The organism is Rubrivivax soli, from assembly GCF_049810355.1.
Classification (GTDB): Bacteria; Pseudomonadota; Gammaproteobacteria; order Burkholderiales; family Burkholderiaceae_C; genus Rubrivivax.
Genome location: NZ_CP187368.1, coordinates 5894225 through 5919106, shown reverse-complemented (window position 1 = coordinate 5919106; position 24882 = coordinate 5894225). Strand labels below are relative to the sequence as shown.

Genomic DNA, 24882 nt, shown 5'->3' with positions numbered 1-24882 from the left:
CCACGTTTGCAGTCGGCCAGCCGACCGAAGCAGCGGATCTGGTTACAGCCGAACGACCGCTATTGCCGGCGGCGAACTGGTACTCCCGACCTATACCAGCCCATCAACGCGCTCCGAAGATGCCGGACGAGCGACCCGGATCCATCGCGTTTCGCATCGACAGAGTTGCCGTTCGTGGCCTGCGGCGGTCGGCCCGCCACAGTCGCTCAACGCACAGAGCACCAGTCACTCGCTCACGATGCCGAGGTGGTTCGAGCCCTTCGCAAGCGCTCGACTTCGGCCTCAAGCGCGGCAATGCGCTCTTCTCGAGACTTGATCGCTGCCTCCACATCGGCAGACCCGAAACGCTGCGGAATGTGCTGCGGGCAGTTCACGTCCCATGCGGTGACCGTGAACAGCACGACCTGTTCGGGCCGTGCCGGATAGCCCTCCGGCATCAGGCTCCGAAGCAGCGGCTCGTCGCCTTCCACCACGCGCGCCGTGCCCCACACCTTGATGCGGCGCCGGTGCGCATAGTCGATCAGGAACAGCTGCGCCTTTGGGTTCTCTTCGAGGTTGCCCTGGGTGATGTACTGTCGGTTGCCCGCGAAGTCGACGAAGGCGATCGTGTGCTCGTCCAGGACCCGCAGGAAGCCCGCCGGGCCGCCGCGGTGCTGGATGTAGGGCTGGCCCTCCGCGTTGGCAGTCGCGAGGAACACGCTGGTCTGCGCCTCAATCTCGGCCTTCAGGTCGGCAGTGATGGATGACGCCCAGGAGCCACCGACTTCCATGCGTGCATAGGCCGGGCGTGAGCCCTTGCGGGCCTGGATCGCCTTCACCGTGTCCGTGAAGGCCACGTCGCTGGCATAGGCCGTGATGCCGACTTTCGGGAGAGCGGTCGCGAGAGTGAAGGGTGGAGGCGGACGGGACATGGCTTGTTCTCCAGCAGGACGTCAACGGCCCACGAGGACGGCGCGCAACGCGGGCCGCGTCGTGGGGTGGGTTGATGCCTCAGGCCGCCAGGGCCTGGGCGACCGGGAAGTCGATCTCGGTCTGCGCCACCGAGTTGACGTAGTTGGTCCAGGTGTTCAGAGCGACGTGCTGGACGATCTCGACGATCTGTGCGTCGTCGTAGCCGGCCATGCGCACCGCCTGCACGTCGGCGTCGGACACATGCCCGCGTGCACTGACCACCTTGGCCGCGAAGCGCACCGCCGCGTCGGCCTTCGGGTCGAGCGAGCCGCCATGGCGGTTGGCCGCGATCTCGGCCTCGCTCAGCTTCGCCACGTTCTTGCCCAGGTAGCTGTGGGCCGACAGGCAGTAGCCGCAGTCGTTGATCTGGGCCACCGCCAGCGCGATGCGCTCGCGCGTCTGGGCCGGCAGGCTGCCCTTGGCCAGCGCACCCGACATGCCCAGGTAGCCGTCCAGTGCGGCCGGGCTGTTCGCGACCAGGCGGAACAGGTTCGGCACGCTGCCGAGCTGCTTGTTCACGGCGTCGAGAAGCGGGCGGGCCGAGGCGGGGGCGGCGTCGATGCTGGCGGGGGTGGTGAGGCGAGACATGGTGGGGCTCCAGGAGGGTTGGTGGGGCCGGTGAGTGCCGGTGAAGAGACTGTAGATATTCCCGTCTGCGCCAACTAGACTACGCGATCGCGAATCTTTCTCTCGACTTTCGGAACAATGGATCGCCTCGAAGCCATGTCCGTGTTTGCCGCCATCGTCGATGGAGGGAGCCTGTCGGCGGCAGGCCGGCACCTGAACGTCCCGCTGGCCACTGTGAGCCGCAAGCTCGCGGACCTCGAGGCGCACCTGAAGACGCGCCTGATCACGCGGTCGACCCGCAAGCTCGTGCTGACCGATGCGGGCCGCGACTATCTCGACGCCTGCCGTCAGATCCTGGAGCAGGTGGACGAGGCCGAGCGCGCCGCCTCGGGCGCCTACGCCAACGTGAAGGGCCGGCTCGTCGTGGCCGCGCCGATCGTGTTCGGGCGCCTGCACGTGGTACCGGTCGCGGCGGCCTTCCTGGAGGCGAACCCCGAGGTCGACATCCAGCTGCGCCTGGGCGACCGCAACGTCAACCTCATCGAGGAGCATGTCGACGTGGCGCTGCGCATCGGTGCCTTGCCGGACAGCAACCTCGTCGCGACGCAGGTGGGAACGATCGGCCGCGTGGTCTGCGCGAGTCCGGTCTACCTGAAGCGGTTCGGCAGGCCGCAGTCACTGGACGACCTCGCAGCCCACCGGTGCGTCACGTTCGATGGCCTGGAGGCCCCCAACGGTTGGACCTTCGCCGATGCCGCCGGACAGAAGCGGCAGGTGCGCGTGCGCTCGCGCATGGCGGTGTCGACGGCCGATGCCGCCATCGAGGCCGCCGTACTCGGTGTCGGTCTGACCCGCGTGCTGTCCTACCAGGTGGCGGCCGCGCTGCAGGACGGCCGGCTCGTTCGCGTGCTGGTCGACCAGGAGTCGCCGGCGGTGCCGGCCAGTCTCATCTACCCCGGCCAGGGGCGGCTGCCGATGAAGACCCGCGCCTTCATCGACTTCGCCGTCGGTTGCTTGCGCGATCGGCTGTCGGCGCTCGACACGGCAAGTGCCCGCAGACCGTCACAGCCAACCGCCCCAGTTCAGCGAGGGCGGCGAAGGCTCAAAGGGTGACACCGGGTAGTGCACCAGCCCGGGATGGGCACGGCTTCAGGCCATGGCCACGCAGACGAGGCACACCACGCCGAGCAGCACCGGGTTCAGCAGCGCACCCGGTGCGCCTGTGCAGAGTCCATGATGATGCGATTGGCCCCAGCGGGCGGATGGACAGTCCGCGTCGCGAGCATGACGGCCAGCAGCAGGCTCACCGCCAACGCATAGGCCAGCAGCGACGATCCCAGGAACTGCGCGCAGGCGATGCCGATGCAGGCGCCGCCGAGGTGGCCACCGAGGATGGCCCACAGCTGGGCCGCAGGCGCACGCGTCAGCCCAAAGGGAAAGATCGAGCTGCCTCCCAGCGAAGCCAGCACGAAGGTGGCGTGAGGTGGACCCGCCAGCTACAGCGCGAGCGAGATGCCGGCGCCGGAACCCAACACGCACCAGGCAGGTCGAGCAGCGGGATGGCGGTGCATGGAGCGGGTCGCGGAGTGGCGGGCCGCCGAGTTGTCGCCGCTCGACCTCGTGGAATGGCCCGAAGAGGCACGACTACCCCGCTGGCGGACCTGAGTCCCTCCCCGCTCCCGAACGTCAGTTCGCCGCCAGGCCGACGGCAGTAGGAGGCAAGCCACCGACGAAGCGGGCTGCGCCGAGCCGGCCGTGCCCGTCGATCGTGTACGAGGCGATCGTGAACGTGCGGCCGTTGCGCACGTGCAGCGCGCGCCCGTTCGGAGCGATGGCGCTGTCGGCCGGCGCCGAGCCCGCGCCCGTGCTGCCGGCCACAGCCTCGGCGAGCGTCAGCGTTCCGTCGGCGCCGATCTCGTAGCGGCTGAGGCTGCCGCTGCCGGTGTTGGAGACGAATGCGTGTCGCCCATTGGGCGTCGCCGAAACCCAGCACGACGCACTTTGCCCGTTGGCCACCGCGCCGCTCACGACCCGCGGCGCCCGCCCGGTCGACGGATCGAAGCGCCACGAACTGACGGTGCTCGCCCCGGCGGCGCCACCCCAGGCCTCGCTGACGACGATGCGGTTGTTCGTCGTTACCGCAAAGCCGAACGGCGTCGGGCCGGGTGCGGCGCTGACCGCTGGCGCACCGAAGGAGTCGTCCTTGCCGACCGGCCAGCTCACCAGGCGGTTGGTGCCCTTCTCGGTGACGATCAGCGTGCGGCCGTCGCTGCCAAAGGCGACCTGCGCCGGCGCCGAGCCACCCGCCGTGGACAGCGGCCGGCTGCTGCCGGCCACCGGCACCAGCGAGCCGTCGTCGTCGCGCAGCGCGGCGACGTTGCCCGCGCCGCCATCGTTCAGCACGACGACGAGCCGGTTGTGCTCGGTGACGCTGATCGGATGCAACCCGCCCGAGTCGGCGACCGAGACCAGCGTGATCTCGCGGCCGGCGAGGCGGAAGCTCGACACCGTGTGGTTGCCGGCGTTGACCACGTACAGGCTGCGTCCGTCGCGGCTCAGGGTCACCGCGCCTTGCGAGCCGAGCCCGGCCCCGCTGCCGAGTCCGCCTGTGGGCAGCGTGCGCCACAGGGCGAGCGTGCCGTCGGCTTGGCGTGCATAGGCGAGCAATGCGTTGCCCGACGCGTCGTTGCTGCTCGTGAAGACGAGGCCGGACAGCACGCCGTCATCGTCGTAGACATTGGCGAGCGCGCTGGCTGGCAGCACGGCGAGAGCGGCCACGACGACCGGTGCGGCCGCGACGGAAATCAGCGCACGGCGGCGGATCGGATGAGGCATGAGAGTCTCCAGGTGAGGTTGCGGGAGACCCAGTGTTTGGCGCGCGTGGTCGCCGTGTCCTCACGCGCAATTCAAGGAATCGTGACGGGCGCCGGGCCGGCCGCACGGCCGGCCGCAAGCCGTCAGGCCGCCTGCAGCCGAAAGCGGAACACGGCGCCGGCGCCCGGCTGCTCGACGAGCCGGATGTCGCTGTCGTGCAGCTGCAGGATGCGGCGCACGATCAGCAGCCCGAGGCCGCCCGCCGCCTCCGGCCCCTCTCGCCAGCGGCTGTTCGCTGCCGAGCGCGTGAACAGAGTGCGCTGCAACGCTTCCGGCACGCCGGGGCCGCTGTCGGACACCTGCACCTCGACGCCGCCGTCGGCGCGGCGCAGCCGCACCGTGATCTCGCCGGCCTGTGGGGTGTGGCGGATCGCGTTGTCGAGCAGGTTGGTCAGCACGCGCTCGATCATGCCCAGGTCGGCCTCGACGACCGGCAGCTCGGGCGCGATGTCGGCCACCAGCCGCTGACCGCGGGCCTCGGCCGCCAGCTCGAACTTCTGGAACACGTCCTGCACCAGATCGCCGAGGGCGAAGGCCTCCTTGGCGGGCTTCACGCCGCCATGCTCGAGCCGCGCCAGTTCGAACAGCGCCTGCGCCAGTGCGCCGACTTTGCGGCTCTGGCCGATCGCGATGTCAAGGTAGCGGCGGCGATCGGCCTCGGGCAGCGAGTCGGCCTTCAGGCGCAATGTCTCGAGGTAGCCGTGCAGCGAGGTCAGCGGCGTGCGCAGGTCGTGCGAGATGTTCGCCACCAGCTCGCGGCGCTGCTGGTCCTGCGCACTCAGCTCGCGCCACTGCGCGGCGATGCGCTGCGTCATCTGCGCAAACGCCTGGCGCAGCTGCGAGATCTCGTCGCGCGAATCCACCGCGGGCGGCAGCGCGAGCGCCGGCGGCTCCTGCGCACCGTCCCTGGTCTCGAAGCGGCGCACCTCGGCGATCAGCTCGCGCAGCGGCCGCGTGATCCAGCGCAGCGCCACCAGCCCGGCCAGCAGCCCCAGCACCGCCACCAGCGCCACCGACCACAGCGTCGTCCTCAGCACGCCGCCTCCGGCCAGGTGGCGCGACAGCGCCTCGTGCTCCTGGCCGATCAGCACGACGTAGACCCAGCCGCGCTCGCGGCCGTCCACCTTCAGCGGTGCCGCGCTGAAGACCTTGCGCGCGACGTCGCTGCGCGGGTCGTCGCCGAGCACCGGCAGAGGCGCGCCGCCGAGCAGCGCACGCACCGGCAGCAGGTCGACGCGGTCGCGGCGCAGGCGGCCGGGTGGCGCGGCGTGGGCGGCGATGTGGCCGTCCGGTGCGAGCAGGTAGACCTCGACGCTGGGGTTCACCGACATCAGCTTGTCGAAGAGCCCGTGCACCGCGGCGTCGTCGAGCCCGGCCGGCGACAGCAGCGCGCTGTTGTTGTCGGCGATCTGCCGCGCCAGGTTCAGCGACAGGCGCTGGATCGCCTCCTGCGCCTGCATCTCGCCGGCCCGCATCTGAAGGGCCACCGAGGCTGCGCCGCAGATCAGCAGCAGCAGCGCAACCGTCGCGCTCAGCCGCTGCGTCAGCGACAGGCGGCGGATCATGGCGCGACCTCGCCAGCGCTGCCGAACTTGTATCCGCGGCCCCAGACGGTCAGGATGCGCCGCGGGTTCGCCGGGTCGACCTCGACCTTCAGGCGCAGCCGGTTGATATGGGTGTTGACGGTGTGTTCGTAGCCGTCGTGCCGGTAGCCCCAGACCTGGTTCAGCAGGTCCAGCCGCGAGAACACCTTGCCCGGGTGGCGCGCGAAGAAGTACAGCAGGTCGAACTCGCGCGGCGTCAGCTCGACCGGCCGGCCGTCGATGCGCAGCTCGCGCGCCAGGGGGTCGATCGCCAGACCGTCGGTCTCCAGCGATCCGGCCTCCAGCTTGGCATTGCGGGCGATCGCGTCCGAGCGGCGCAGCAGCGCACGGACACGCGCCACCAACTCCAGCACCGAGAACGGCTTGGCCAGGTAGTCGTCCGCGCCGAGCTCGAGGCCGAGGATGCGGTGCACCTCGCTCGAGCGCGCGCTGGTGATGATGATCGGCGTGTAGCGTGCCATCGCACGGGCACGGCGGCAGATCTCCAGGCCGTCGACGCCCGGCAGCATCAGGTCGAGCACCAGCGCGTCCCAGGCGCCGCGTTCGAGCAGCGCGACGCCGGTCGTTCCGTCAGCGGCGTGTTCGACGGCATAACCCTCGTCGGTCAGGTGCATGCGCATCAGCTCGGCGATGTGCGCATCGTCCTCGACGATCAGGATGCGTCTAGCGCTGCTCATGGCGCGCATTGTCCGGCCGCGCGCTGGAGCAGTTCATCACGATTTGTTGAACATTCGGAGAGGACTTCGCCACCACCGCGGCCGCACAGTGCGCGGCATGCGAGCGGCAACCATCCCTCACCAACTCGCGGCAAGCGCCGCGGCGCCGATCCATTCGGCATGGCTGCGCGCCGCCCACTGGCTGAACGCGCTGGCGGTGCTGGTGATGGTGGCCAGCGGCTGGCGCATCTACAACGCCGCGCCGATCTGGCCCTTCCGCTTCCCGTCCGAGCTGACCCTGGGCGGCTGGCTGGGCGGGGCGATCCAGTGGCACTTCGCCGGCATGTGGCTGCTCGGCGTCAACGGCGCGGTGTACCTCGCGCTGAACCTAGGCACCGGGCGCTTCGTGCACAAGTTCCTGCCGCTGAACCCGGCCATGGCCTGGGCCGACGCGAACGCCGCGCTGCGCGGCCGCCTTGCCCACGATGACCCGCGCCACTACAACGGGCTGCAGCGCATCGCCTACCTGGTCGCGGTGCTCGACCTGGTGGTGCTGGTGGCGTCCGGCCTGGTGCTGTGGAAGTCGGTGCAGTTTCCGTGCCTGCGCGAAGCGATGGGTGGCTACGAGGGCGCACGGCACGTGCACTTCGTCGCGATGGCGGTCTTGCTGGCCTTCGTTGCCGGGCACCTGACGATGGTCGCCCTGGTGCCGCGCACGCTGCTGGCGATGCTGCGCGGCCGCTGATCCGAGGACGCCCCATGAGCCCCCGCACGCTGCGCACGAATCCGAACGTCGACGGCCCCGCCGTGGTCCAGGAGGCGCTGGGCCTGATCCTGCCGCGCGTCGCCGATGCGTCGCGCCGGCGCTTTCTGAGCCGCACGCTGACGCTCGGCGGCGTGGCCATGCTCGCGGGCTGCAGCATCACCGACGACAGCCACGTCGAGGCCGCCCTCGTCTCGATCTCGCGCTTCAACGACCGCGTGCAGGGTTGGCTGTTCGACCCGACGCGCCTGGCGCCAACCTATCCCGAGACGATGATCACGCGGCCTTTCCCGTTCAATGCCTACTACGGCGAGGACGAGGTCCGCGAGGTCAACAGCGACGCGTGGCGACTGGCGATCACCGGTCTGGTGACCGACCGCCACCGTTGGTCGCTCGCCGAACTGCGCACGCTGCCGCAAGCGGCGCAGGTGACACGCCACATCTGCGTCGAGGGCTGGAGCGCGATCGGCAAGTGGGGCGGCGTTCCCTTCGGCGAGTTGCTGCGCCGCGTCGGTGCCGACCTGACGGCGAAGTACGTCGACTTCCGCTGCGTCGACGATTACCACACCAGCATCGACATGGCCACCGCGCTGCATCCGCAGACGATCCTCGCGCTCGACTGGGACGGCGCCCCGCTGCCGGCGAAGTACGGCTACCCGGTCAAGCTGCGCATGCCGACCAAGCTCGGCTACAAGAACCCGAAGCACATCCACACCGTGGTGGTGACCAACACCTACCCCGGCGGCTACTGGGAAGACCAGGGCTACAACTGGTTCGGCGGCAGCTGAGCTGGCATCCCAACTCGTCAGGAATCCCCCACTGTTTTCAACCCGCCCCCAGGGGCCAACACCCAGGAAGACTCACCATGAAGAAGCTCGCCACCCTGCTGCTCACCGCCTGCCTCGCCACCGCCGGCAGCGCCTTCGCGCAAGACGCGATGAAGAAGGACGAGATGGCCAAGGACACGATGAAGAAGGACGCCATGGCCAAGGATGCGATGGCGAAGGACGCCATGAAGAAGGACACGATGGCCAAGGACGCCATGGGCAAGGATGCGATGAAGAAGGACGCCATGGGCAAGGACGCCATGGCGAAGGACAGCATGCACAAGGATGCGATGGCCAAGGACGCGATGAAGAAGGACGAGATGAAGAAGTGACCCGAACGCCATCGCCTGCGTCGCCGAGCCGCCGATGAGCCTGCTGCTGCTGTCCCTTGCCGCCGGCGTGCTGACGGTGGCATCGCCCTGTGTGCTGCCGGTGCTGCCTTTCCTGTTCGCGCGCCGGGGCAGCGGCAGGCTGTTCGGCGGGCTCGCGCTCGGCTTCGGCGCGGTGATGCTGCTGGCCACCGCCGGCGGCGCCTGGGCGGCGCAGGCGCATGGCTTCGGCCGCACGCTGGCGCTCGGCCTGCTGGCGACGTTCGGCCTGGCGCTCGCGTGGCCCGCGCTTTCGGCCCGCCTGCTGCGGCCGCTGCAATCGTTGGGCGCGGCCCTCGGAGACCGTCGGTCGACGTAAGCGACCGACTGGCTGCTCGGCGCTTCGACGGGCCTCCTGTGGGCCCCGTGCGCCGGGCCGGTGCTCGGCCTGATCCTGACGACTTCGGCGCTCGAAGGCGGAAGCGTCGCCACCGCCTTGCCGCTGCTGGCCTACGCGGCCGGCGCGTCCGCGATGCTGTTTGCGGTGCGGGTGCTGGTCGGCCGCACCGGCCGGCGCCTCCCCGCCGCGCTGCGGGCGGCCGTCCCGTGGGCCGGTGCGACGACCCGCCTCGCCGGTGCCGCGGTGCTTGCCGCGGTCGTGCTGATCGCGGCGGGCTGGGACACCAGCCTCGCAGCCGCATTCCCCGGCACGGGCCTGGAGCGGCTGGAAAAGGGCTGGCTCGAGCGCGTGCGGCCCGGCTCACAACCCGCTGCGGACGCTGCACCCGAGGCAGCTCGCCTGCCCCAGGCGGTGCTGGTGGCAGCGCCCGAGGCGCCACCTCTGCCCGTGCTGGGCACGATGCCGTCGCTGTCCGGCGCCAGTGGCTGGCTGCAGTCGCCGCCGCTGGCTCCCGCAGACCTGCGCGGCAAGGTCGTGTTGATCGACTTCTGGACCTTCGGCTGCGTCAACTGCCAACGCGCGCTGCCTTCGGTGCGCGACTGGGCGAAGCGCTACCGCGGCGATGGGCTGGTCGTCGTCGGCGTACACGCGCCCGAGTTCGCCTTCGAACGCGATCGTGCCAACGTCGAACGCGCAGTCCGCCGGATGGGACTGGATTTCCCGATCGCGATCGACAACGACTTCGCCGTCTGGAAGGCATGGTCCAACCAGCACTGGCCGACGCTGTACCTCGTCGACGCTCAGGGCCGCGTACGCTGGCGCCACATTGGCGAAGGTGCCTATGCCGAGACGGAGCAGGCGATCCGCCAATTGCTCGACGAAGCCAAACGCTCCGTCCCCGCCGGCAGCTGAGCCAGAGGTGACCTTTGACGCTCCCTGGCCATGGTCGTCGCGTTGTATCCAGACGCGCCGGATCAGCCTGCTGGCAAGAGTGAATGACTCGCGGCGCTCTCAGCGCTCGTGCGCACGGCCACTCCATTGCGTTCGATGCCGGTCATCACACCGACAGGTATTGACGCCCGAGAACGACGGTTTCAACTGAGTCGGCTGAACTCCACGTCGTCCGCCGTTGACTGGATAGAGCCGACGAGGTCCCGTGACCCGACGCCGGAAAGCCGTCCTTCGTTGGCAAGCTGGAGCACGAGTTTCAAGAGCGTGGGCAAAGACCGCTTGTGGCCGGGTCCGGGTCTACGCTGACTTCGCCGTGAGCTGACACTGGCGAGCGATACCAACGACTCAGAGGTCAGCTTCATGGCGCCGCCGCGGACTCACGCACCTCCGACGTCCACGGCGCCAGCACCCGCAACGCCCACATCGGCCGGATCAAAGGTATCGGCCCCAAAGCTCGTTGGAGAACTTGGTCTGGGGATCGACGGCACCCTTGAGTCGGCGGAGCGCTTCCACCTCCGGGTAAGCCCTGGCGAACTGCGCGGCCGTTGCGTGCAGCTGATACGGCAGGTAGTAGCGGCCCCCGTGTGCGAGCGCCAGGTCGATCAGTTCGCGGGTCCACTGGGCCACGCGTTCCCGCGCGCTGCTCCACGTGCGCTGCTTGTAGTACAGGACGAAGGAAAACACCTCCTGCTTCGCCCAGGGGAGCGCCGACACCCGGTCTGCCGGTGAGTGCCGGATGGAGATGTTCAGTGCTTCCACATCACGCTGACGCATCAAGGTGGTCATCCCCTGCGCAAAGGCGATGAAGCCGCCAGCGGGGATGAAGTACTCCTGGAGCACGTAGGTCGATACGGCCCGCGTGCGCGGCTCGAGCTCGGCAGCGTCCAGACTTGCCTCGTGATTGAGCCACTTGACAGCCGCTGGTCTCATCAGCAGCGGGTGGACCACTTTCTCCCGCAGCCGCGCGCCGCCGATCATCTCGGTCATGACGAAGATGGCGTTCTGTTCCAGCGCGTAGGAAGCGCCTCTTGGAACGAGACGGTTCGTCTCGGTCAAGGGCTTGTCGTCACCCACCCGGTGCCAGGTGACGCTCACGGGCGCGTCGAAGTCCGGTGGCAGGAGGTCCGCGTTGTGCAGCACGGCCGTTGAATCCGACAGCACGGACTGCTGAAAGAAGTCGACGTAGCGCTCCAGCGGTACCCGCTTTACCCGGCGCTCGATCCGGACGTTGGGCACGACGTCGAGCTCGACTTCGGTCACGACGCCGACTGCGCCATACCCCCCGATAGCCGCTGCGAACAGCTCCGGCCTCTGATTTGGACCCACCTCGAGCACGGAGCCGTCGGCCATCACGAGCTGCAGCGCGCGGACCGAGTGCCCGACCGGCCCCAGGGCGACATATCGGCCATGGCAGTTGACGGAGACGGAGCCCCCGACAGTGAAGTTCGAGTAGCTCTGCATGATCATCACGGCCAGACCCAGTGGGTCCAGGACCTCCTGCAGGTCGCGCCACCGCATCCCCGCCTGGACGCGCACCGTGCGGGCCTCCGGCCTGACCCACACCAGCCGGTTCATCCTGCGCATGTCGAGGTGCAAGCCCCCCTTCACGCCGATCTGACCGCCCATGCTGTACCGACCACCGCCCACCGCGACCTGCCCACGCCACGACGCGACCGCAGTCGCGACTTCGGCCGTACTCTCCGGCACATCGATGCGCGACACCTCCACCGGGTACAGCCCGGTGACGTTGTGAACCTGCAGCGGCGCGTTCGCTGCGACCGACTTGTCCACGGCGGCGAAGGCGCAGGTGGCACCGAGCGATCCCAAAAGGGCCGTTCGTCGATCGAGAGCGGTCGGGATCGCCATGCGCTTTACAGTATCGCGTGCGACGGCTGATCGTGCCGCCGCTGAGTTCGCTGAGCTTGACGCGCACGCCCCACCTGACGGTCGAAGGGGGCTCCGTTGAGCAGCGGTTGCGGTCTCTCGCCTCTACAGCGCGAATGTCCGATGACTGCAACAAGGCGGTCACTGATCATGGCGACCTCGCGGCGCGCGAACGCCTGCTTCCCGAGCAACAGCGGCCGTAGTTCTCGGGCTTGGCGATCCGCTGCCAGTCGATGACCGCTTCTGACCAGCGTGACTTTGCGCTATCGACCCAAGCCGGTCCTTCAGGTTTCTCCAAAGCTGCCGGCCAATAGCGCCGACCTAGCTAGTCCGACCTGAACAACCCGAGCGCCGACCTATGTTGGTGATCGGTCGGCGCGTCCCGCCGATGCGCAGCTACTCGGCCCGAACAGCACCATCGCGATCAATGCCAAGGAGAGCACAGCGTACGGGCAGGCCAGCGAGAAGACGGGACATCAAAGGCAGCCATACCCCCGGGCCTTTCCCAGAGTCTCATAGAAGTGGTCCATGCGACCCAACGACAAGGCCTGCTCCATCAGGTTCGCGACACCGCTGCAGTACGGCCCCGAACCTGAGCGGACCTTGTTGACCATAGCTACGTTAGGATCAACGGCGCGCTGTGGAGGTGGTGAAGCGCGCAGGCTAACTTCCTTTTGTGCAAGCGACTGCGAAGTTGCTGCGGCCGCTTTGGCCGCCGGGTCAATGGAGGCAATCGCGCCATCACCGTGGCACGACCAGACCTTGTCCATGAAGTCACCACCCGCCGCATCGGTCAGTTTCGCCTTGAAGCCTGGAGTTTCCCCGGTCTGGATGCTCTTGATCCTCAATTTCGCACCACTCTCGTCGGTAAGCTCGTAACCCGACGCTGTCGTGTTCCACGACGGGAAAGGCACGATAGCAAGACCGTTTCGACGGGTCATAAGGGCCGACCCGTCATTGAACAGCGTGAAGTGGTGATGATTCTCGCCCCGGTCGTCAAAGTGCACACCTTTTTCAACGCTGAACTGGCGGGCCTTCATTGCGGCGTCGCTGGGCGGTAGCGCGCCCGGTCTGCACACAAACCTACTGGGAAGCTTTGCGCCGTCCTTGGCCGGCTGGGCCTTTGAAGCGACCACTTGCGCACTCTTGTCGACACAACGGTCGAGCCAGATTTGCGGATTGGAATCAGGTTCTGACTCCGAGTAGTTGACGATCTTCGCCGTCACGCTACCGCCGGCAAACTGTGAGCCCGCCTCACACTGAAACAGGACTTCGTCCTGTTCCTCAACGAAGAAGACGCCTCCGTTGGTCTTGAGCGCCAGCGACACGGACTTACCAACCAGCTGGTTCTTAGCATTGGCCACGCCCCCTCCTGCGCTCTTGAGTATTCCGATGAGCGACTTGTAGTCGAGGGCGGGCGCATTGGAACCCGAGTCGCATGCGCTGAGAATCGCGATTGCTCCAGCGGATATGGCAATGACGTGATATTTCATTGAGGTCGGACGTGTTGAGAGGGGATCCTGCTTTGACTGAGAGGCACAAGGGTCAATCTGCGAGATCACAATTCGCTTGACTGTCCTGGGGGAATAGTCGACCGTGCCAGAGCCGCACCATGAATATCGGCGGCGGGAGCCCCGGACTGAGCGCATCAGTCGTGACGTCTACACGCAGTCGCGGTGTTGCAAAGCGCCTTGGAGGCCACGTGCCTGCACGAGTCCTAGGGTAGTCTCTGCAAGACCACCCGAATCCTGCGAGGGGTCAGGCGTTGAAGTAGCTTGGCTTGGGTCTGAGCACATCTGACTCAAGTGACCAAGTAAATGTCCGAAAACACTGTCGTGTCGACGGGACCGTCGGCGCCAACTCGCTTGTGCAGCTGAAGACGCGACTGGGTCCCCGAAGCGCTAACGAGGATCGATCCCAATCCTCCCCGACCCCCTACCGATGTTCCGGATATGAGCACGACAGGTAAGCAACCCAGCGCAAGCCAATGGCTCGCGTTCTTCATGCGTCTTCCCTTGCAACTGAAGGTTGTGGCGGTCTCGTTGATTGCGTTCGCCGCGATGGTCGTCTTTGCGCTGTTCTTGGCTGCAAAGGGCCGATACGTTCCGCCGCCTACGAATATCGCGCCCAATGCTGGATATGCCCAGAACGCGCGCGAGCTATGCGCTCATGCCAAATTCAGCGCATGCTTCGTGAGCGCAGACGGTAGAACGTGTCAAAGCGAACTTGGTACCCCCATCGGTCGCCTGATGGGAAATGGAAACTACAGCGTGATTGGCGCGGAAGTGGAGTCCTCAGAACGCTGCCTCCTGACCGTTCGCGTTCAAGGCACGATTGACGGCACCAGCTACGCGAAGACTGGCCAAGTCTGGGCGTGGCGGTAGAGGTTCAGTGATCCGGCCCCGTGCTGCGCAGGCTCGTCCTTCGGGTGCAACAGCCAGCTTCCTTCCAGTTCGTCGAACTCATCCTCGGCCGCCGCGCAAATGCGTTCGATCGCGCGGTACGCCAAGTCCGCACTCCAGCACTCCAGATCTGGACGGTGAGTGCCTCATGGCGCGCCGGATCGAAGAACTCCTGCATGCCGCAGAGCGTATACGAAACAGATCCGACTCCACGCCTCCGGCTACAGCCGGCGGTGATGCGCACTCCGGCCCGGCCACCGGGCACCCGTCCCTTACGCGAACGACCGATTTCAGGTAATCGACCCGATGAAGTGAATGTCGCAGATGGGTCGGTAGTACCAGTTCGCAGCTGGTGAATGCGGTCGTTCGGGCGATCTCAGCGATCGTCGGTGTTGGCGACGTCGGCTGCACATCCATGAGCGGTCACTGAGCCGCCGCGGTCGACGTAGGGCGGGTGACTGCTCTTCGGCGGACAGCGAGCATCCGGACGACGCGCCCGACCGGCAGCAACCGACCCGATGCAGTCAGTGACATCGCGATCAAGCTGACATCTGACCGGGCCGCCTGCTGCCCATGCAGTGGGCCTTCCAGGAATGTGCAACGACGGAGCACGACCGACCCCTCCAGTGCGCGACCACGTTCATGAGCGAGAGTTGACCGTCCATTCGACGTCAGATGCAGTGGGGTCCAGCGCCGACTCCAGCCTCCTGCTGACCTCGACCATGGCGGCGCGCACCAGCTCGAGCTCGTCGCGCGGGACGCCATCGGTCATGAGCGCAACCACCTCAGCCTGCACTGCTGCAGCGCGTTCTGCGATGTGCGTGCCGGCGGGGGTCAAGACAAGGCGCTTCACGCGCCCATCGGCAGGATCTGACTCCCGCTTGACCCAGCCGCGCGACTCCATGTCGCCGATCAGGTTGCTGACGTGGCTCTTGGCGGTGAAACAGCGTCTGGCGAGCGCCTGCTGGCTGAGCCCTGGTTCGCGGCGCAGATTGGCCAGGATCTCATGCTCCGCGGTGCGCACCCCGACAGTGCTGAGGCGCCGCGCCATCAGCTCGCTGCACTGGTGGTAGGCGCGAACGACAGCGAGCCAGCTGCGGACGGCGTCGTCGTTGATACGGGCAGGTCGCGGCGGCTTTGTCATGAGAGCGTTGCCAATCGTTCGAGAACGAACTATATTGTTCGGTATCGAACGATTCTAAGGAAGATCATGAACCTCTGGCTACGTCTGGCCTGGACACTGCTGCGAGCGTGGCGGCTGCCCCGCATCGCGCCGGGCGCAACGATCGAACGGCGAATGCGCGTCTGGCCGGGCGACCTCGACATCAACGGCCACATGAACAATGGACGGTACCTGACCATCATCGACCTGATGCTGGTGGAGTACTTCGTGCGCAGCGGCTTTGCGCGCGTGATGCTCGAGTCGGGTTGGCGGCCGATGAGCGGCGGCGCCGTCATCACCTATCGGAAGGGGCTGATGCCGGGCCAGCGTTACCTGCTGCGCTTCGCACTGGCCGGCGCCGATCATGTCTGGAACTACATGCGCTTCGAGTTCCAGCGCGAGGATGGCACGCTCTGCGCGGCCGGCTACATGAAGGGCGCCGCGGTGGGGCGCGCCGGGCTCGTGCCGAATGCAGAGAGCTACGCCCGCTTGGGACATGCTTTTGAGTCGCTGCCGTTGCCCGTGGCAGTTGATCACTGGTTGGCGGCCGAACGGGCGGCAATCGACGGGCGCGCAGACCTCGTTCGCGGCGAATGTGTCTAGCCAGTCCAGAACCCATCAAGAGGGCCAATCGTGGAGAACCGGAGTTGGACTTCGATGGATATGAACACGACAGGCCCACAGGCACTGATCATGGCCGGGGCGCTCACGTCGCTTGCCGCCGTCGCTCACCTGGCCTGCATTGTCCTGGGCGCTTCGGCGTACCGGTGCATGGGTGCCGGCGAGCGCATGGCTCGCGCAGTCGAGGCTGGCAAATTCCGCCCTACGCTCGTCACTCTGGGGATCGCTGCTGTGCTGCTCTCCTGGGCGGCCTACGCCTTCTCCGCTGCCGGAGTGATCGAACAGCTGCCTCTGGCGAAGTTTGTTCTTCCTGCGATCAGTGCTGTCTTTCTGGCCCGCGCCTGCTGCTCACCATGGGTCAAGCCCTGGTTCCCAGGAAACCCGCCAATCTTCTGGTTGGTGTCCTCGGGCATTTGCCTCAGCATCGGAAGCCTCTACGCCTGGGGGACGGCGGCAGTCTGGGCGCAACTCTGAGAGGCATAGAGCAGGTGCAACTGCTGGCTCCAATTGCTTCGCTTGTCGAGCTGCTTGCACAGGTCGCGCAAGACTGTTTCCTGTTGCCACCCCAAACGTCTGCTCGTGGCCGGGGCCGGGTATTCGCCAACGACCGGTGCACGGCCAGTGCCACCTGTCACGGCACCTGGGAAGTCAGGCCACACGACCCTTTCCGTTTGCCAGTCCGCTTGCCATCGCCGGAAAGAGCAAGGAGAGGATGGCGTCGGATCGGGCCGGCCGCAGGTACTCGGGCGTCCCGTCCTCGATCTGCCGGACGACCTCCGCGCGCCACTCGCGGAAACGTCGAATCTGCTCGGGCCTGAAGTGCCGCTCCACCTCAAAGGACTTGGCGGCAATGAGGTAGAGCGACAGCCACTGTGTACCGTTGTCGCTGCGTGTGTTCATGATCGCGTTCACCACCTGGATCGCGCTCGACACGGCGTAGCCGACCCCGGTGTCCAGCTGGATCGACAGGATGCGAGGCACGATCGTGCGGGCGAACACGCGCTCGGCACCCCTTCGAACCCGTGGGCTTCCAGGGCCTCTGCGCACAGGGCGACCTCCGCCCATTCCTCGCTGTCCTCGTCCAGGTGTTCAAGGTATCGCGGTCCTTCCGTCTTTCGAAGTCGCTTGATCCTGACTTGATCCTGATGTTGGCGTCGCAGAACGCCCTGAGTGCCAGCAGGTACCGCTCCGCCCAATGTGAAGGGGGGCGTTTCGAGCAGCCGCTGACGCCGGTGCGCCCGGATGTAGGCCTGGTAGGCCAGTCCCTCGGCATGTTCACGGAGCTTGTAGCCCAGCACGGCGCGGCGGGTTCTCGGCGCAGGGTGATGCAGCCACTGCTTCCCCTCCACTCCATCCACGACCTGCTTGCGCAGACCGTCTAGCGTCAGGCGTCCGCCCATCGAACCGAGGTCGGTCTCGAGCGTTGGCAGATCGAGTTGCCGGATCTTCCGCAGCTTCTCCTCATCCACCCTGTGCGTGACCGCCACTTCGATCAGCACCGCCTCCGACCAGTGCGCCGGGAACTCATCGTGCCGCTCTTCCTCGTCCTCGACGTCGCCTCGTTGAACCCGCGTGGCCATGCCGCCGAAGATGCGTGGGCGTGGCCGAGGCTCCGCCAGACGCCCGACAACATCCGGAAAGATACGGCCGAGGCGCCTCGCCAGTTCCACGGCCTCGAACCACAGTTCGGCGGGCGCGCTCCACCACAGGATCTCAACGCGATGATGCTCCCAGCCGTCGCCGTACCCATCCGGTGCGTCACGCTGCACGGCGACATGCAGGCCCGGTGCTCGGATGCACCTCGCGTCTTCGAGCGTCGACTTGACGCTTCGGTGCAGCAATGTCTCGCGATGCATCGTCGCGGTCGCCTCCGGGTCCGCGCCCGGCGGCAGTTGCGCCTGGAACCGCGCCCCGTCCTCTTCGGTCCAGGCGTCAAGCTCCAGGCGCGCTTCGTCTGCGGCCCGGGTCCGCGCCTGTGACGACATCTTGCGATCTCGCCAGTCGGAGCACCATCTCATGGGCGGCAGCAGCCGCAAACGCGCTCGCAGTTCGTCCACGTCCACTTCCGCCAGCGCCGGATCCGACAGGTTGATCGTCATGACAGCGCGTCCTGCTTGGCCTTCGACGCGCTCTCCAGTCAGGTCCACCAGGATGGTCCTGCCATCGTCCAGCGTCAGTTCCGCCGCGGCCAGTTCGACCATGCGCACATCACTGACCCGAACGCGCTGCGCCTGCTCCTCCACCCATCCCTCGCACCCCTTCCCGCTGAAACCCTTCAAGACGGCACTCACCCGCCGTCGCGGCAGGTCGATGTAGCCCAGCGACGCCAGAAGGTGCGAGGCGGCCAGGCGCGCTGAGACGACGACACACGCGGTCCGCGGCGAGCCGGCCACGTGGCGGAAATGCGCCGTCGGTTGAACGCGCAGCGGCTCACCCGCCAGGACCTTCCACAACTTGCTGCCACAGCCGGGACAGACGGCACTCGCGGCCTGCGAGACGATGTCCGGGACATGGATGGACCGGGGAGCACCCGTCGCCGCGTCGCCGGCCCACTTGAGCGGCACGGGTCCCGGGGTCGCCGGGATCTGGTGATCTGAGTTCCCGGCCCGGACGTTCCACTCTGCCTTCTCCACGGTGGACGCCTCACCGAAGATGGGTGTCGCCGGCCCCCTGCGAATCGGCGACCACGACGGAGACCGGCTCGACACAGCCCGCGCGCAGCAGGCGCTCCCACTCGGCCAGGGTCAGATCGAGCTCGCGGCCACCCAGGCGCACGCGGAACACCAGCGATCGCCGTTCGACGTGGTGAACGCCAGCAGGAATGCGCAGCGGCACCCCTGCAGCCGTGGTGGCCTCGCAGTCATGGAAGGCATAGCGCTCGGCGGTCATGGGCAGTACGCAACGGGTCTGCTGGAGATGTTGATCCGCCCACTATACGAACCGTCAGCCGACACGCACGCCCTGCAACCGGGCAGCGCCGCGTTCCGGTCCAGCGACGTGGAGGACTCCGAATCGATTGCCCGCCCAAGCGTCGGCCGAGCCGGTCGCCTGGATGGGCATTGCCACGATGAGCCATCGGGTCTGTTGCCGTCCGAGGGACCCCGTCCGATACTGCCCCGGCTTCCTGCGGACATCGCGTCTGCTCAGCCTTCATCGGTGGCTATGGTCGCCCTGAAGTCCAGCCCAGCTGGCGTCGCAGTCGTTACCTGCCTCGTGTCCTGCCCGGCACCTCCGTGTGCCGGACCGACTCCGATCCTTCCGGATCTGAAACCAGGAGCCGGCCATGACCCCGTGTCGTGGCCCCTCCTCGCATGCGCCGACCACGACCTCCGCGTCGTGACGCGCCCTGCGCTCACCAGCCCGGCCTGATCTCGATCAGAAGCCTGGCCTGACGCAAGCATCTGCCCTGGCCCCGTCCTCTCGGACGCGGGCCTCTGCAGCGCGCGCACGCACCTATGCGCGACGAAGCGCCTTGCCTTCCCGGCAGGGCATCCCAGACGGGGAACCCCAGTTTCCCGCCAGGGATGGGCGTTCCCCTTCACACCTGAAGGAGAACCCCCCATGAGTCCCGTTCCGTGTAACCGCGCCCTTCCGCCGAGGAATGCGCCGGTGTGTGCACTGCTGGGTGGTACCGGGCTTGCCCGTGTGCCCGCCCGGCAGCCTGTCACCCTTCCGGCGCTGCTCCGGCCCCGGCCCTGCACGCCCCAGGCGTCCATCCGCATGGTGTGCGAGGCCGCGGACCCTCTGGCGTCCGAGCGCTGCGCGACGGCGTGCTGACCATGACGGTCGACGCCTACCGCAGGCGCATCGCCTCGACGGCCATCGTGCTGGCCCGGGAGGATCCCCTCCTGGTCAAGGAAGTCATCGCCCGGCTCCGCGCCTCGGGCGAGATCGCGGCCGACGACCTGGTCTATCTGGACCGGATCGCAGACCGCTGGATCGGCATTGCCGAGAGCCTGCGCCGAGGCGCCGCTCGCGTGCTCACGACCTGAGGGTCGCGGGCATCGAGTCGTCCGTCGCGGCACCGCCGTCGGCCCGAACTCGTGCCGATCGAGTCCTCGGGTCTCGGGGATGGTGAATCGACCGCCAGCGATGGCATCGGGACGCCATCACCCGACACCCCGTTTCCCTCGGCTCTTCAGCCGTTCTCGCCATCCACCCTCCGGGAGTCACCGTCTCCCGTCGGGGTCGGGGTTCCCTCGCCTTCTTGGAGAACCCCATGAGTCATGCTTTCCCAGACAGATCCTTCCAGAGCCCGTCACCGCGGCGCAGCACCATCGACATCGAGGAGCAGCGCGCCTGGGTCGGCTTCTACAGACGCGTCGGCCGTGACGTCGCCCTCGCCGCCGAGGTGATGGCGCAGCTCGACGGCGACGCTGAGATGAAGCGTCGCCACCTGGCGCTGTACCTGTCCTGCAAGCAGTCGCTGCGCGTCCACAAGGCGCGCCAGGTCCGCGACAAGCGCATCGGGCAGTGGCTGCGCCGGCTGGTCCGGTGGACGCTGCAGCGACCCGCAGCCTTCGTCGGCGGCGTCACGCAGAAGGCATACCACCGCACTGCGGACGTCCTCGACGCAGCCATTGCCGCCGCACCGCCGGCCTCGACAGCGACATCGAAGCGGGGCGCGCGCCCAGCCGCGGCCCGTGACGCCGACAGCAGGCCCGAACCGGCCGCCGCACAGGTTCGTCAGCTGCTGGGCGATGCCGAGTTCGCAGACGCGCACGCCCGCTTCCAGGACCAGGCCGGCAGGTCCCCAGCGTCGCCAGTCAGTGGCTCCGAAGGCGGCTCCGAGCGTGCCCCGCAACCTCGCGGCGACGGCCCCGCCATCGCCCTCCAGGTCAGCCGGCGCTGATCCGAAGACCGAACCCCGGCGCAGCCCCATCGGCTGCACCGGGTCCGGTTGCTGACGTGCCTCGGCCAAGGGCTGGCCTCCAGCGGCCAGGCTTGACCGGCCCCCATGCAACCGCCCGCGGGCCCGTCCCGTCAGGGCCGGTGTCCGCCCTCACAACCTCGAGTCTTCCCTGTGCGAGACACCACCCTGAATTCCGAGCAACGCCTGTATGTGATCGCCACCGAAGGGGGCGTGACCTGCATCGGCTTCGACAACGCCCCCGACCATGCCCAGCAGATCGCGCAGCGCCTCGATCGTTCCGACCTGATGCCGGCCGCCGACGACGCGGCCAGCTTCACCGGCGTTGAGAAGTAGCTCGCCGCCGTGCGCACCTGGGGCGAGTCCGCCCAGGGCCACGACACCTGTTTCGACCCCGGCACGGACCCTCGCCTGGCGCGGGTGCTGGAGACCTGCCGCCGGGACGGCCGCAAGACGCGGCTGGTGCTGGGCGACACCGGCACCGGCGCGAGCTGGCTCGACGAGTTCGACGTGATCGGCACACTCAGCCGCTCGACCGGCCTGCTGAAGGTGCCGCTGCACGTCGAGCCGGGCGACGCGGCCGGTACGGCCACCCTCTGTGCGCAGATGCTGGCGCTGATGGACTGGCTCAATTGCCAACGAATCGGCCTGCCGCTGTACCGCCACCAGCGCTGGCGGCCACCGGAGCTGCGCATCTGCGCCGGTGATGACGATGCCCGTCCCTGGGCCGTGGTGCTGCACGAGCAGCCCGTGGCGACCTTCGACGACATCGGCACGGCCGGTGCGTCCCTCGCGTTCATGCGACGGGCGAGCGTCGAGCCGCGTGTGTTCCGCTGAGCCATTCGGTCGACCGTTCGAGACTGTCCAGACGGCGCCATCCAGATCCACACCAGGCCGTCACCCTGCACGCCCCCGGTCCAGCACCGGGGGCGTTCCTGTTCCCAAAACTGCGAACGGGGCGACGGGCGCTCACCGACCGGTCAGGGACTGCACCTCACGCTCGATCAGCCAGTGCAGGAAGCGGGTGTCATCGGATTGGCCCCGGTAGTGGGCCTTGCACCGGCGGACGCAGGCCTGCAGGTCCGCGACGCTGCGGATGGACCCCGGCTCGATGGCGGTGATGCGGGCCAGCCGCACCCGTTCGGGTCGGGTCAGTCGAAGCTGGTTTCCGGAGCGCAGCATGTCGGGTCCGCCTTGTCGGGAAGCCGCGCATCTTCGCGTGCCCGTGCAGGTCTGTGCACATCCGCTGCTACCCGCGGTGAAGAAATTTCTGCAGTGACAACCGAGTGCTTCTGCGGTGTCACCTTTGCGGTCTGCCCGCCAAGACATCCGGGCAGGCCATGGCCCAGCCACAACGGCACAGACACGCGCAGTGCGGTCATGCGAACGGTGCCGCTTCCCCACGCACCGATGACCGACCAATCACCGGAGCCGGGCGCCTGTTGCGCGGGCAAGCGCGGCAATGGCGTGGCGGTTGGCTCCGCCCCGGTTGAATCCCGGGCGCTGATGGCACAGACTTGACGCGCTCACACCCACTCCCGACAGGAGTGTTTCCGATGCCGACCGAACCGGCGGCAGCGGCGTCGCAGTCGTTACCTGCCTCGGATGATCATCTGAGCCACCGTGCCGGCCACGTTCCATCGTGTGCCTGCACATCCTTCCCTTGCGGGGACACCAGTCCCTACACCGTGAAGGAGGGGAACGGCGTTCCCGTCTTCCTTGTCGCCACGAAAGGAGAACGCCATGAACTTCCACCCCTTCCAGGGTCATCAAGATCTGCCGGACCTGTCCGATGCTGCCCATGCGTCGCGGGAGGAGCTGGTGGCAGAGATGCTGGGCCTGCGAGCCCACCCATTGCCAGGCAGCACGCCGGCTGCGCCGCACGTCAGCGACCGGGAGACGCTCCACGAGGACCTGGCCACGCAGCAGCTCCTGACGCGCCGCCTCGGTGTCGCCCGCGAACTGCTGATGCGCGAGCTGCGTGACCGGATGGCGCAGGGGCCGGTGATGTCCTCGCCCCAGGTCCTGCGCGAATGGCTGCGGCTGCGCTGCGCGGGCCTGCAGCACGAGGTCTTCCTTGCGCTGTACCTGGATGCCAACCACCGGCTGATCACCCACGAGGAGGTGTTCCGAGGCACGCTCACCCAGACCTCCGTGTACCCGCGGGAACTGGTCAAGAGCGCCCTGGCCCGCAACGCCGCCGCGATCGCGGTGGCGCACAACCACCCGAGCGGCCAGGCCGAGCCGAGCCGCGCGGACGAGTTCCTGACGCAGACGCTGAAGTCGGCGCTGGCGCTGGTGGACATCCGACTGATCGACCATTTTGTCGTCGCCGGCGACCAGTGCGTCAGCTTCGCGGAGCGCGGACTGCTCTGACGCCATGTGCGGCAGTCACGCCCTGCACGCCCCAGTCGCGAGAAGGGCGCCGCCCCGGCGGCGCCCTTCTCGCCGATCCCACCCCAACCAAGGATGCCCATGTCGGAGAGAAGACCCCCGACCTGCCCCTGCAGTGCCGGCCACGGCGTGCCCCTGGGCGAGCTCGGTCGCCTGCAAGGGTTCCGCTGCCGCGACCGCGGCATGACGTTCGCCCGCGCCGGACGTTCGACGTGCACGCCCCATGCGCCCTCGACCGCAAGGCGGGCGACCGAGTCCCCCACATCTCCCTGGTCATCCCGAGGAGGAAGCCACGATGCATACCCTGCCCGCCACCGGCCTGCGACAGCAGGCCGAGATGCTGGCCAGCCTGTCACTGAGGCATCTCAGCTCGGCGACGCGCCACAAGCTCGCCGATGACGACCTGTCCGTGAACGCCTATCCGACCGACTGCGGCGGGGTCGTCTATGTCGGGGCACCGAAGTACCGCGTGCCGTCGGAGCCTGATCTGGCCATGCTGTTCGAGGTGGCCGAGTCCGCCGGCGTGGCCTGGCTGATGTTCGATCATGAGGCGGCGGTCATCGACGGGCTGCCCCTGTTCGACAGCGCGGAGCCCGGACCATGAGCCGGCACCTAGCGACGGCCACGCTCGACGGACGCCCCGTCGAGATCGTGACCGGCTTCGATCGACGCCTGGGGGACTACTTCCTCCAGGTCATCGATGAGCGCAACGACATGCTCTACACCAGCCTGCAGGAGCCCCTGCTGGACTGGACCGACATCGCGACCCCGCGCACCAAGGTCGCCGAACTCGGCCCTGGCTGCGCAGTTTGTCGACAAGACCGAGGGTGATGGCTGTAGACGCCCGGGTCACCGCATCGTCCGACACTTGGCCAAAGGCCCGCCGGCCACGTTGCTTGCTGGTTGAAGACTCCCATCACCTGACCACGGCGTTGCGCACCCATGCCGCGGGATCGGGGCCGTCGCCCTCTACGCAAGGGGGGGGTTGTATCGATCCCGCCCCTTCAACGATCGACAACAGTCGGGTTGCCAACAGGCCGCGAAGGGAAGCCGCCCAGCGTGAGGGGCCGGACACCGCCAATCGGCGTACGGCGGGTACGCGCCACTAAGCTGACGTAATCGGGCGGCCAGTACCGCCGTGCGCGGCAGCAATGCGCTGGACAGTTGTGGTCCGTGCCGGTGCGGCACGCGCTGGCAGGCTACCCGCGGTCTGGGCCAACCACGACAGCAACTCCTGCTCAAGATGATCCGCGTGGGACGATGCCCCGCCAAAGTCCTGCGCAGAGCTGCCTATCGGCGGCTTGGCAGGCCGCAATGGTGTGCAGTCGCGACGGCGCCACAAGGCTGCGGCTTCACCCGATGCGTCACCGAGCACCACAAGCAGGAATTCAGCCAACCCGCGGCCCTGTGCCTGGCTGCGCATGAAGTCGCTCGCGCCATGCAACCACGGAGAGGCGGAATCACCGTCCAGCTCCACGACGACGGGCAGCGGCGTACCTTGCGATACGCCCTGTGACCCGCCCAAATGCACCGGATAGCGACGCCCCAACCGCTTGGATTGGAAAACACGTGTGGCCGTCGCGGACAGGCGCACGGACTCGGCGTGGACAGTCGCGGCGCCGCAAGCAGCGGCTGTCATCCAGCGGCG

29 protein-coding genes are annotated in these 24882 nt (G+C 67.8%); 16 read left to right on the top strand and 13 right to left on the bottom strand.

Annotation, left to right across the window (positions count from 1 at the left end; all coding sequences use genetic code 11):
- Window positions 1-233: 233 nt before the first annotated feature.
- Window positions 234-911, bottom strand: coding sequence for a pyridoxamine 5'-phosphate oxidase family protein (locus tag ACPOLB_RS27225; protein ID WP_425259211.1), 678 nt, complete (start codon window positions 909-911; stop codon window positions 234-236).
- A gap of 79 nt (window positions 912-990) precedes the next feature.
- A complete protein-coding gene (locus tag ACPOLB_RS27220; protein ID WP_425259210.1) occupies window positions 991-1539 on the bottom strand; it encodes a carboxymuconolactone decarboxylase family protein in 549 nt (182 codons plus the stop codon).
- A 117-nt stretch (window positions 1540-1656) separates the two neighbouring features.
- On the opposite strand from ACPOLB_RS27220, the gene ACPOLB_RS27215 reads away from it, so the two are divergent.
- Entirely contained in the window at window positions 1657-2631 is a 975-nt protein-coding gene (locus ACPOLB_RS27215; protein WP_425259209.1) for a LysR family transcriptional regulator, read from the top strand.
- An 86-nt stretch (window positions 2632-2717) separates the two neighbouring features.
- On the opposite strand, the gene ACPOLB_RS27210 is transcribed toward ACPOLB_RS27215, so the two are convergent.
- From ACPOLB_RS27210 to ACPOLB_RS27195, 4 genes are all read right to left on the bottom strand, one after another.
- Complete coding sequence (locus ACPOLB_RS27210) at window positions 2718-2987, bottom strand: HPP family protein (RefSeq protein WP_425259208.1); 270 nt, start codon at window positions 2985-2987, stop codon at window positions 2718-2720.
- Window positions 2988-3204: 217 nt separating this feature from the next.
- A complete protein-coding gene (locus ACPOLB_RS27205) occupies window positions 3205-4353 on the bottom strand; it encodes a lactonase family protein (RefSeq protein ID WP_425259207.1) in 1149 nt (382 codons plus the stop codon).
- Between the two features lie 122 nt (window positions 4354-4475).
- Entirely contained in the window at window positions 4476-5957 is a 1482-nt protein-coding gene (locus ACPOLB_RS27200; protein WP_425259206.1) for an ATP-binding protein, read from the bottom strand.
- Complete coding sequence (locus ACPOLB_RS27195; protein WP_425259205.1) at window positions 5954-6673, bottom strand: response regulator transcription factor; 720 nt, start codon at window positions 6671-6673, stop codon at window positions 5954-5956. The genes ACPOLB_RS27200 and ACPOLB_RS27195 overlap by 4 nt, the downstream gene beginning before the upstream one ends.
- Before the next feature lie 97 nt (window positions 6674-6770).
- Here ACPOLB_RS27195 and ACPOLB_RS27190 point away from each other — a divergent pair, with 97 nt between their 5' ends.
- The 5 genes from ACPOLB_RS27190 (at window position 6771) to ACPOLB_RS27170 (ending at window position 9862) form a co-directional block, all read left to right on the top strand.
- Window positions 6771-7397 (top strand): cytochrome b/b6 domain-containing protein, encoded by a 627-nt coding sequence (locus tag ACPOLB_RS27190; RefSeq protein WP_425259204.1) that lies wholly within the window; start codon window positions 6771-6773, stop codon window positions 7395-7397.
- A gap of 14 nt (window positions 7398-7411) precedes the next feature.
- Window positions 7412-8203, top strand: coding sequence for a molybdopterin-dependent oxidoreductase (locus tag ACPOLB_RS27185; protein WP_425259203.1), 792 nt, complete (start codon window positions 7412-7414; stop codon window positions 8201-8203).
- 77 nt (window positions 8204-8280) lie between these two features.
- Window positions 8281-8574 carry a pentapeptide MXKDX repeat protein gene (locus ACPOLB_RS27180; protein ID WP_425259201.1) on the top strand — a complete coding sequence of 98 codons (294 nt, stop codon included), beginning with the start codon at window positions 8281-8283 and terminating at the stop codon, window positions 8572-8574.
- Window positions 8575-8608: 34 nt separating this feature from the next.
- Complete coding sequence (locus ACPOLB_RS27175; RefSeq protein ID WP_425259200.1) at window positions 8609-8929, top strand: hypothetical protein; 321 nt, start codon at window positions 8609-8611, stop codon at window positions 8927-8929.
- A gap of 60 nt (window positions 8930-8989) precedes the next feature.
- Complete coding sequence (locus ACPOLB_RS27170; RefSeq protein WP_425259199.1) at window positions 8990-9862, top strand: thioredoxin family protein; 873 nt, start codon at window positions 8990-8992, stop codon at window positions 9860-9862.
- Window positions 9863-10333: 471 nt separating this feature from the next.
- Here ACPOLB_RS27170 and ACPOLB_RS27165 read toward each other — a convergent pair whose 3' ends face one another.
- Window positions 10334-11767 (bottom strand): FAD-binding oxidoreductase, encoded by a 1434-nt coding sequence (locus ACPOLB_RS27165; protein WP_425259198.1) that lies wholly within the window; start codon window positions 11765-11767, stop codon window positions 10334-10336.
- Between the two features lie 494 nt (window positions 11768-12261).
- Window positions 12262-13278: a hypothetical protein gene (locus ACPOLB_RS27160; protein ID WP_425259197.1), complete on the bottom strand. Its 1017-nt coding sequence runs from the start codon at window positions 13276-13278 to the stop codon at window positions 12262-12264.
- Window positions 13279-13737: 459 nt separating this feature from the next.
- Here ACPOLB_RS27160 and ACPOLB_RS27155 point away from each other — a divergent pair, with 459 nt between their 5' ends.
- Entirely contained in the window at window positions 13738-14169 is a 432-nt protein-coding gene (locus ACPOLB_RS27155; protein ID WP_425259196.1) for a hypothetical protein, read from the top strand.
- Between the two features lie 658 nt (window positions 14170-14827).
- Here ACPOLB_RS27155 and ACPOLB_RS27150 read toward each other — a convergent pair.
- Window positions 14828-15331 (bottom strand): MarR family winged helix-turn-helix transcriptional regulator, encoded by a 504-nt coding sequence (locus ACPOLB_RS27150; protein WP_425259195.1) that lies wholly within the window; start codon window positions 15329-15331, stop codon window positions 14828-14830.
- 66 nt (window positions 15332-15397) lie between these two features.
- Here ACPOLB_RS27150 and ACPOLB_RS27145 point away from each other — a divergent pair, with 66 nt between their 5' ends.
- Together ACPOLB_RS27145 and ACPOLB_RS27140 are read left to right on the top strand one after the other, a co-directional pair.
- Window positions 15398-15952, top strand: a complete 555-nt coding sequence (locus tag ACPOLB_RS27145) for a thioesterase family protein (RefSeq protein ID WP_425259194.1) — start codon at window positions 15398-15400, stop codon at window positions 15950-15952.
- Window positions 15953-16006: 54 nt separating this feature from the next.
- Window positions 16007-16444, top strand: a complete 438-nt coding sequence (locus ACPOLB_RS27140; protein ID WP_425259193.1) for a hypothetical protein — start codon at window positions 16007-16009, stop codon at window positions 16442-16444.
- 174 nt (window positions 16445-16618) lie between these two features.
- Here ACPOLB_RS27140 and ACPOLB_RS27135 read toward each other — a convergent pair whose 3' ends face one another.
- Genes ACPOLB_RS27135 through ACPOLB_RS27125 form a run of 3 tightly spaced genes read right to left on the bottom strand, consistent with a single transcriptional unit; the run spans window position 16619 to window position 18859 of the window.
- Window positions 16619-16870, bottom strand: coding sequence for a hypothetical protein (locus ACPOLB_RS27135; protein ID WP_425259192.1), 252 nt, complete (start codon window positions 16868-16870; stop codon window positions 16619-16621).
- 8 nt (window positions 16871-16878) lie between these two features.
- Window positions 16879-18603, bottom strand: a complete 1725-nt coding sequence (locus tag ACPOLB_RS27130; protein WP_425259191.1) for a hypothetical protein — start codon at window positions 18601-18603, stop codon at window positions 16879-16881.
- 10 nt (window positions 18604-18613) lie between these two features.
- Window positions 18614-18859, bottom strand: coding sequence for a hypothetical protein (locus ACPOLB_RS27125; RefSeq protein WP_425259190.1), 246 nt, complete (start codon window positions 18857-18859; stop codon window positions 18614-18616).
- 890 nt (window positions 18860-19749) lie between these two features.
- Here ACPOLB_RS27125 and ACPOLB_RS27120 point away from each other — a divergent pair.
- The 4 genes from ACPOLB_RS27120 (at window position 19750) to ACPOLB_RS27105 (ending at window position 21677) form a co-directional block, all read left to right on the top strand.
- Window positions 19750-19962 carry a hypothetical protein gene (locus ACPOLB_RS27120; protein WP_425259189.1) on the top strand — a complete coding sequence of 71 codons (213 nt, stop codon included), beginning with the start codon at window positions 19750-19752 and terminating at the stop codon, window positions 19960-19962.
- A 215-nt stretch (window positions 19963-20177) separates the two neighbouring features.
- A complete protein-coding gene (locus tag ACPOLB_RS27115) occupies window positions 20178-20822 on the top strand; it encodes a hypothetical protein (RefSeq protein ID WP_425259188.1) in 645 nt (214 codons plus the stop codon).
- 171 nt (window positions 20823-20993) lie between these two features.
- The gene (locus ACPOLB_RS27110) at window positions 20994-21176 is read left to right on the top strand and encodes a hypothetical protein (protein ID WP_425259187.1); all 183 of its coding nucleotides are present in this window, start codon (window positions 20994-20996) and stop codon (window positions 21174-21176) included.
- Window positions 21177-21185: 9 nt separating this feature from the next.
- Window positions 21186-21677, top strand: a complete 492-nt coding sequence (locus ACPOLB_RS27105; RefSeq protein ID WP_425259186.1) for a hypothetical protein — start codon at window positions 21186-21188, stop codon at window positions 21675-21677.
- Between the two features lie 132 nt (window positions 21678-21809).
- Here ACPOLB_RS27105 and ACPOLB_RS27100 read toward each other — a convergent pair whose 3' ends face one another.
- A complete protein-coding gene (locus ACPOLB_RS27100; RefSeq protein ID WP_425259185.1) occupies window positions 21810-22022 on the bottom strand; it encodes a hypothetical protein in 213 nt (70 codons plus the stop codon).
- A gap of 561 nt (window positions 22023-22583) precedes the next feature.
- On the opposite strand from ACPOLB_RS27100, the gene radC reads away from it, so the two are divergent.
- The 3 genes from radC to ACPOLB_RS27085 all read left to right on the top strand — a co-directional run bounded on the left by radC (window position 22584) and on the right by ACPOLB_RS27085 (window position 24065).
- Complete coding sequence (radC, locus tag ACPOLB_RS27095; RefSeq protein ID WP_425259184.1) at window positions 22584-23216, top strand: RadC family protein; 633 nt, start codon at window positions 22584-22586, stop codon at window positions 23214-23216.
- A gap of 313 nt (window positions 23217-23529) precedes the next feature.
- The gene (locus ACPOLB_RS27090) at window positions 23530-23838 is read left to right on the top strand and encodes a hypothetical protein (protein ID WP_425259183.1); all 309 of its coding nucleotides are present in this window, start codon (window positions 23530-23532) and stop codon (window positions 23836-23838) included.
- A complete protein-coding gene (locus tag ACPOLB_RS27085; protein ID WP_425259182.1) occupies window positions 23835-24065 on the top strand; it encodes a hypothetical protein in 231 nt (76 codons plus the stop codon). Before ACPOLB_RS27090 ends, ACPOLB_RS27085 begins: the two co-directional genes overlap by 4 nt.
- Window positions 24066-24882: the final 817 nt, after the last annotated feature.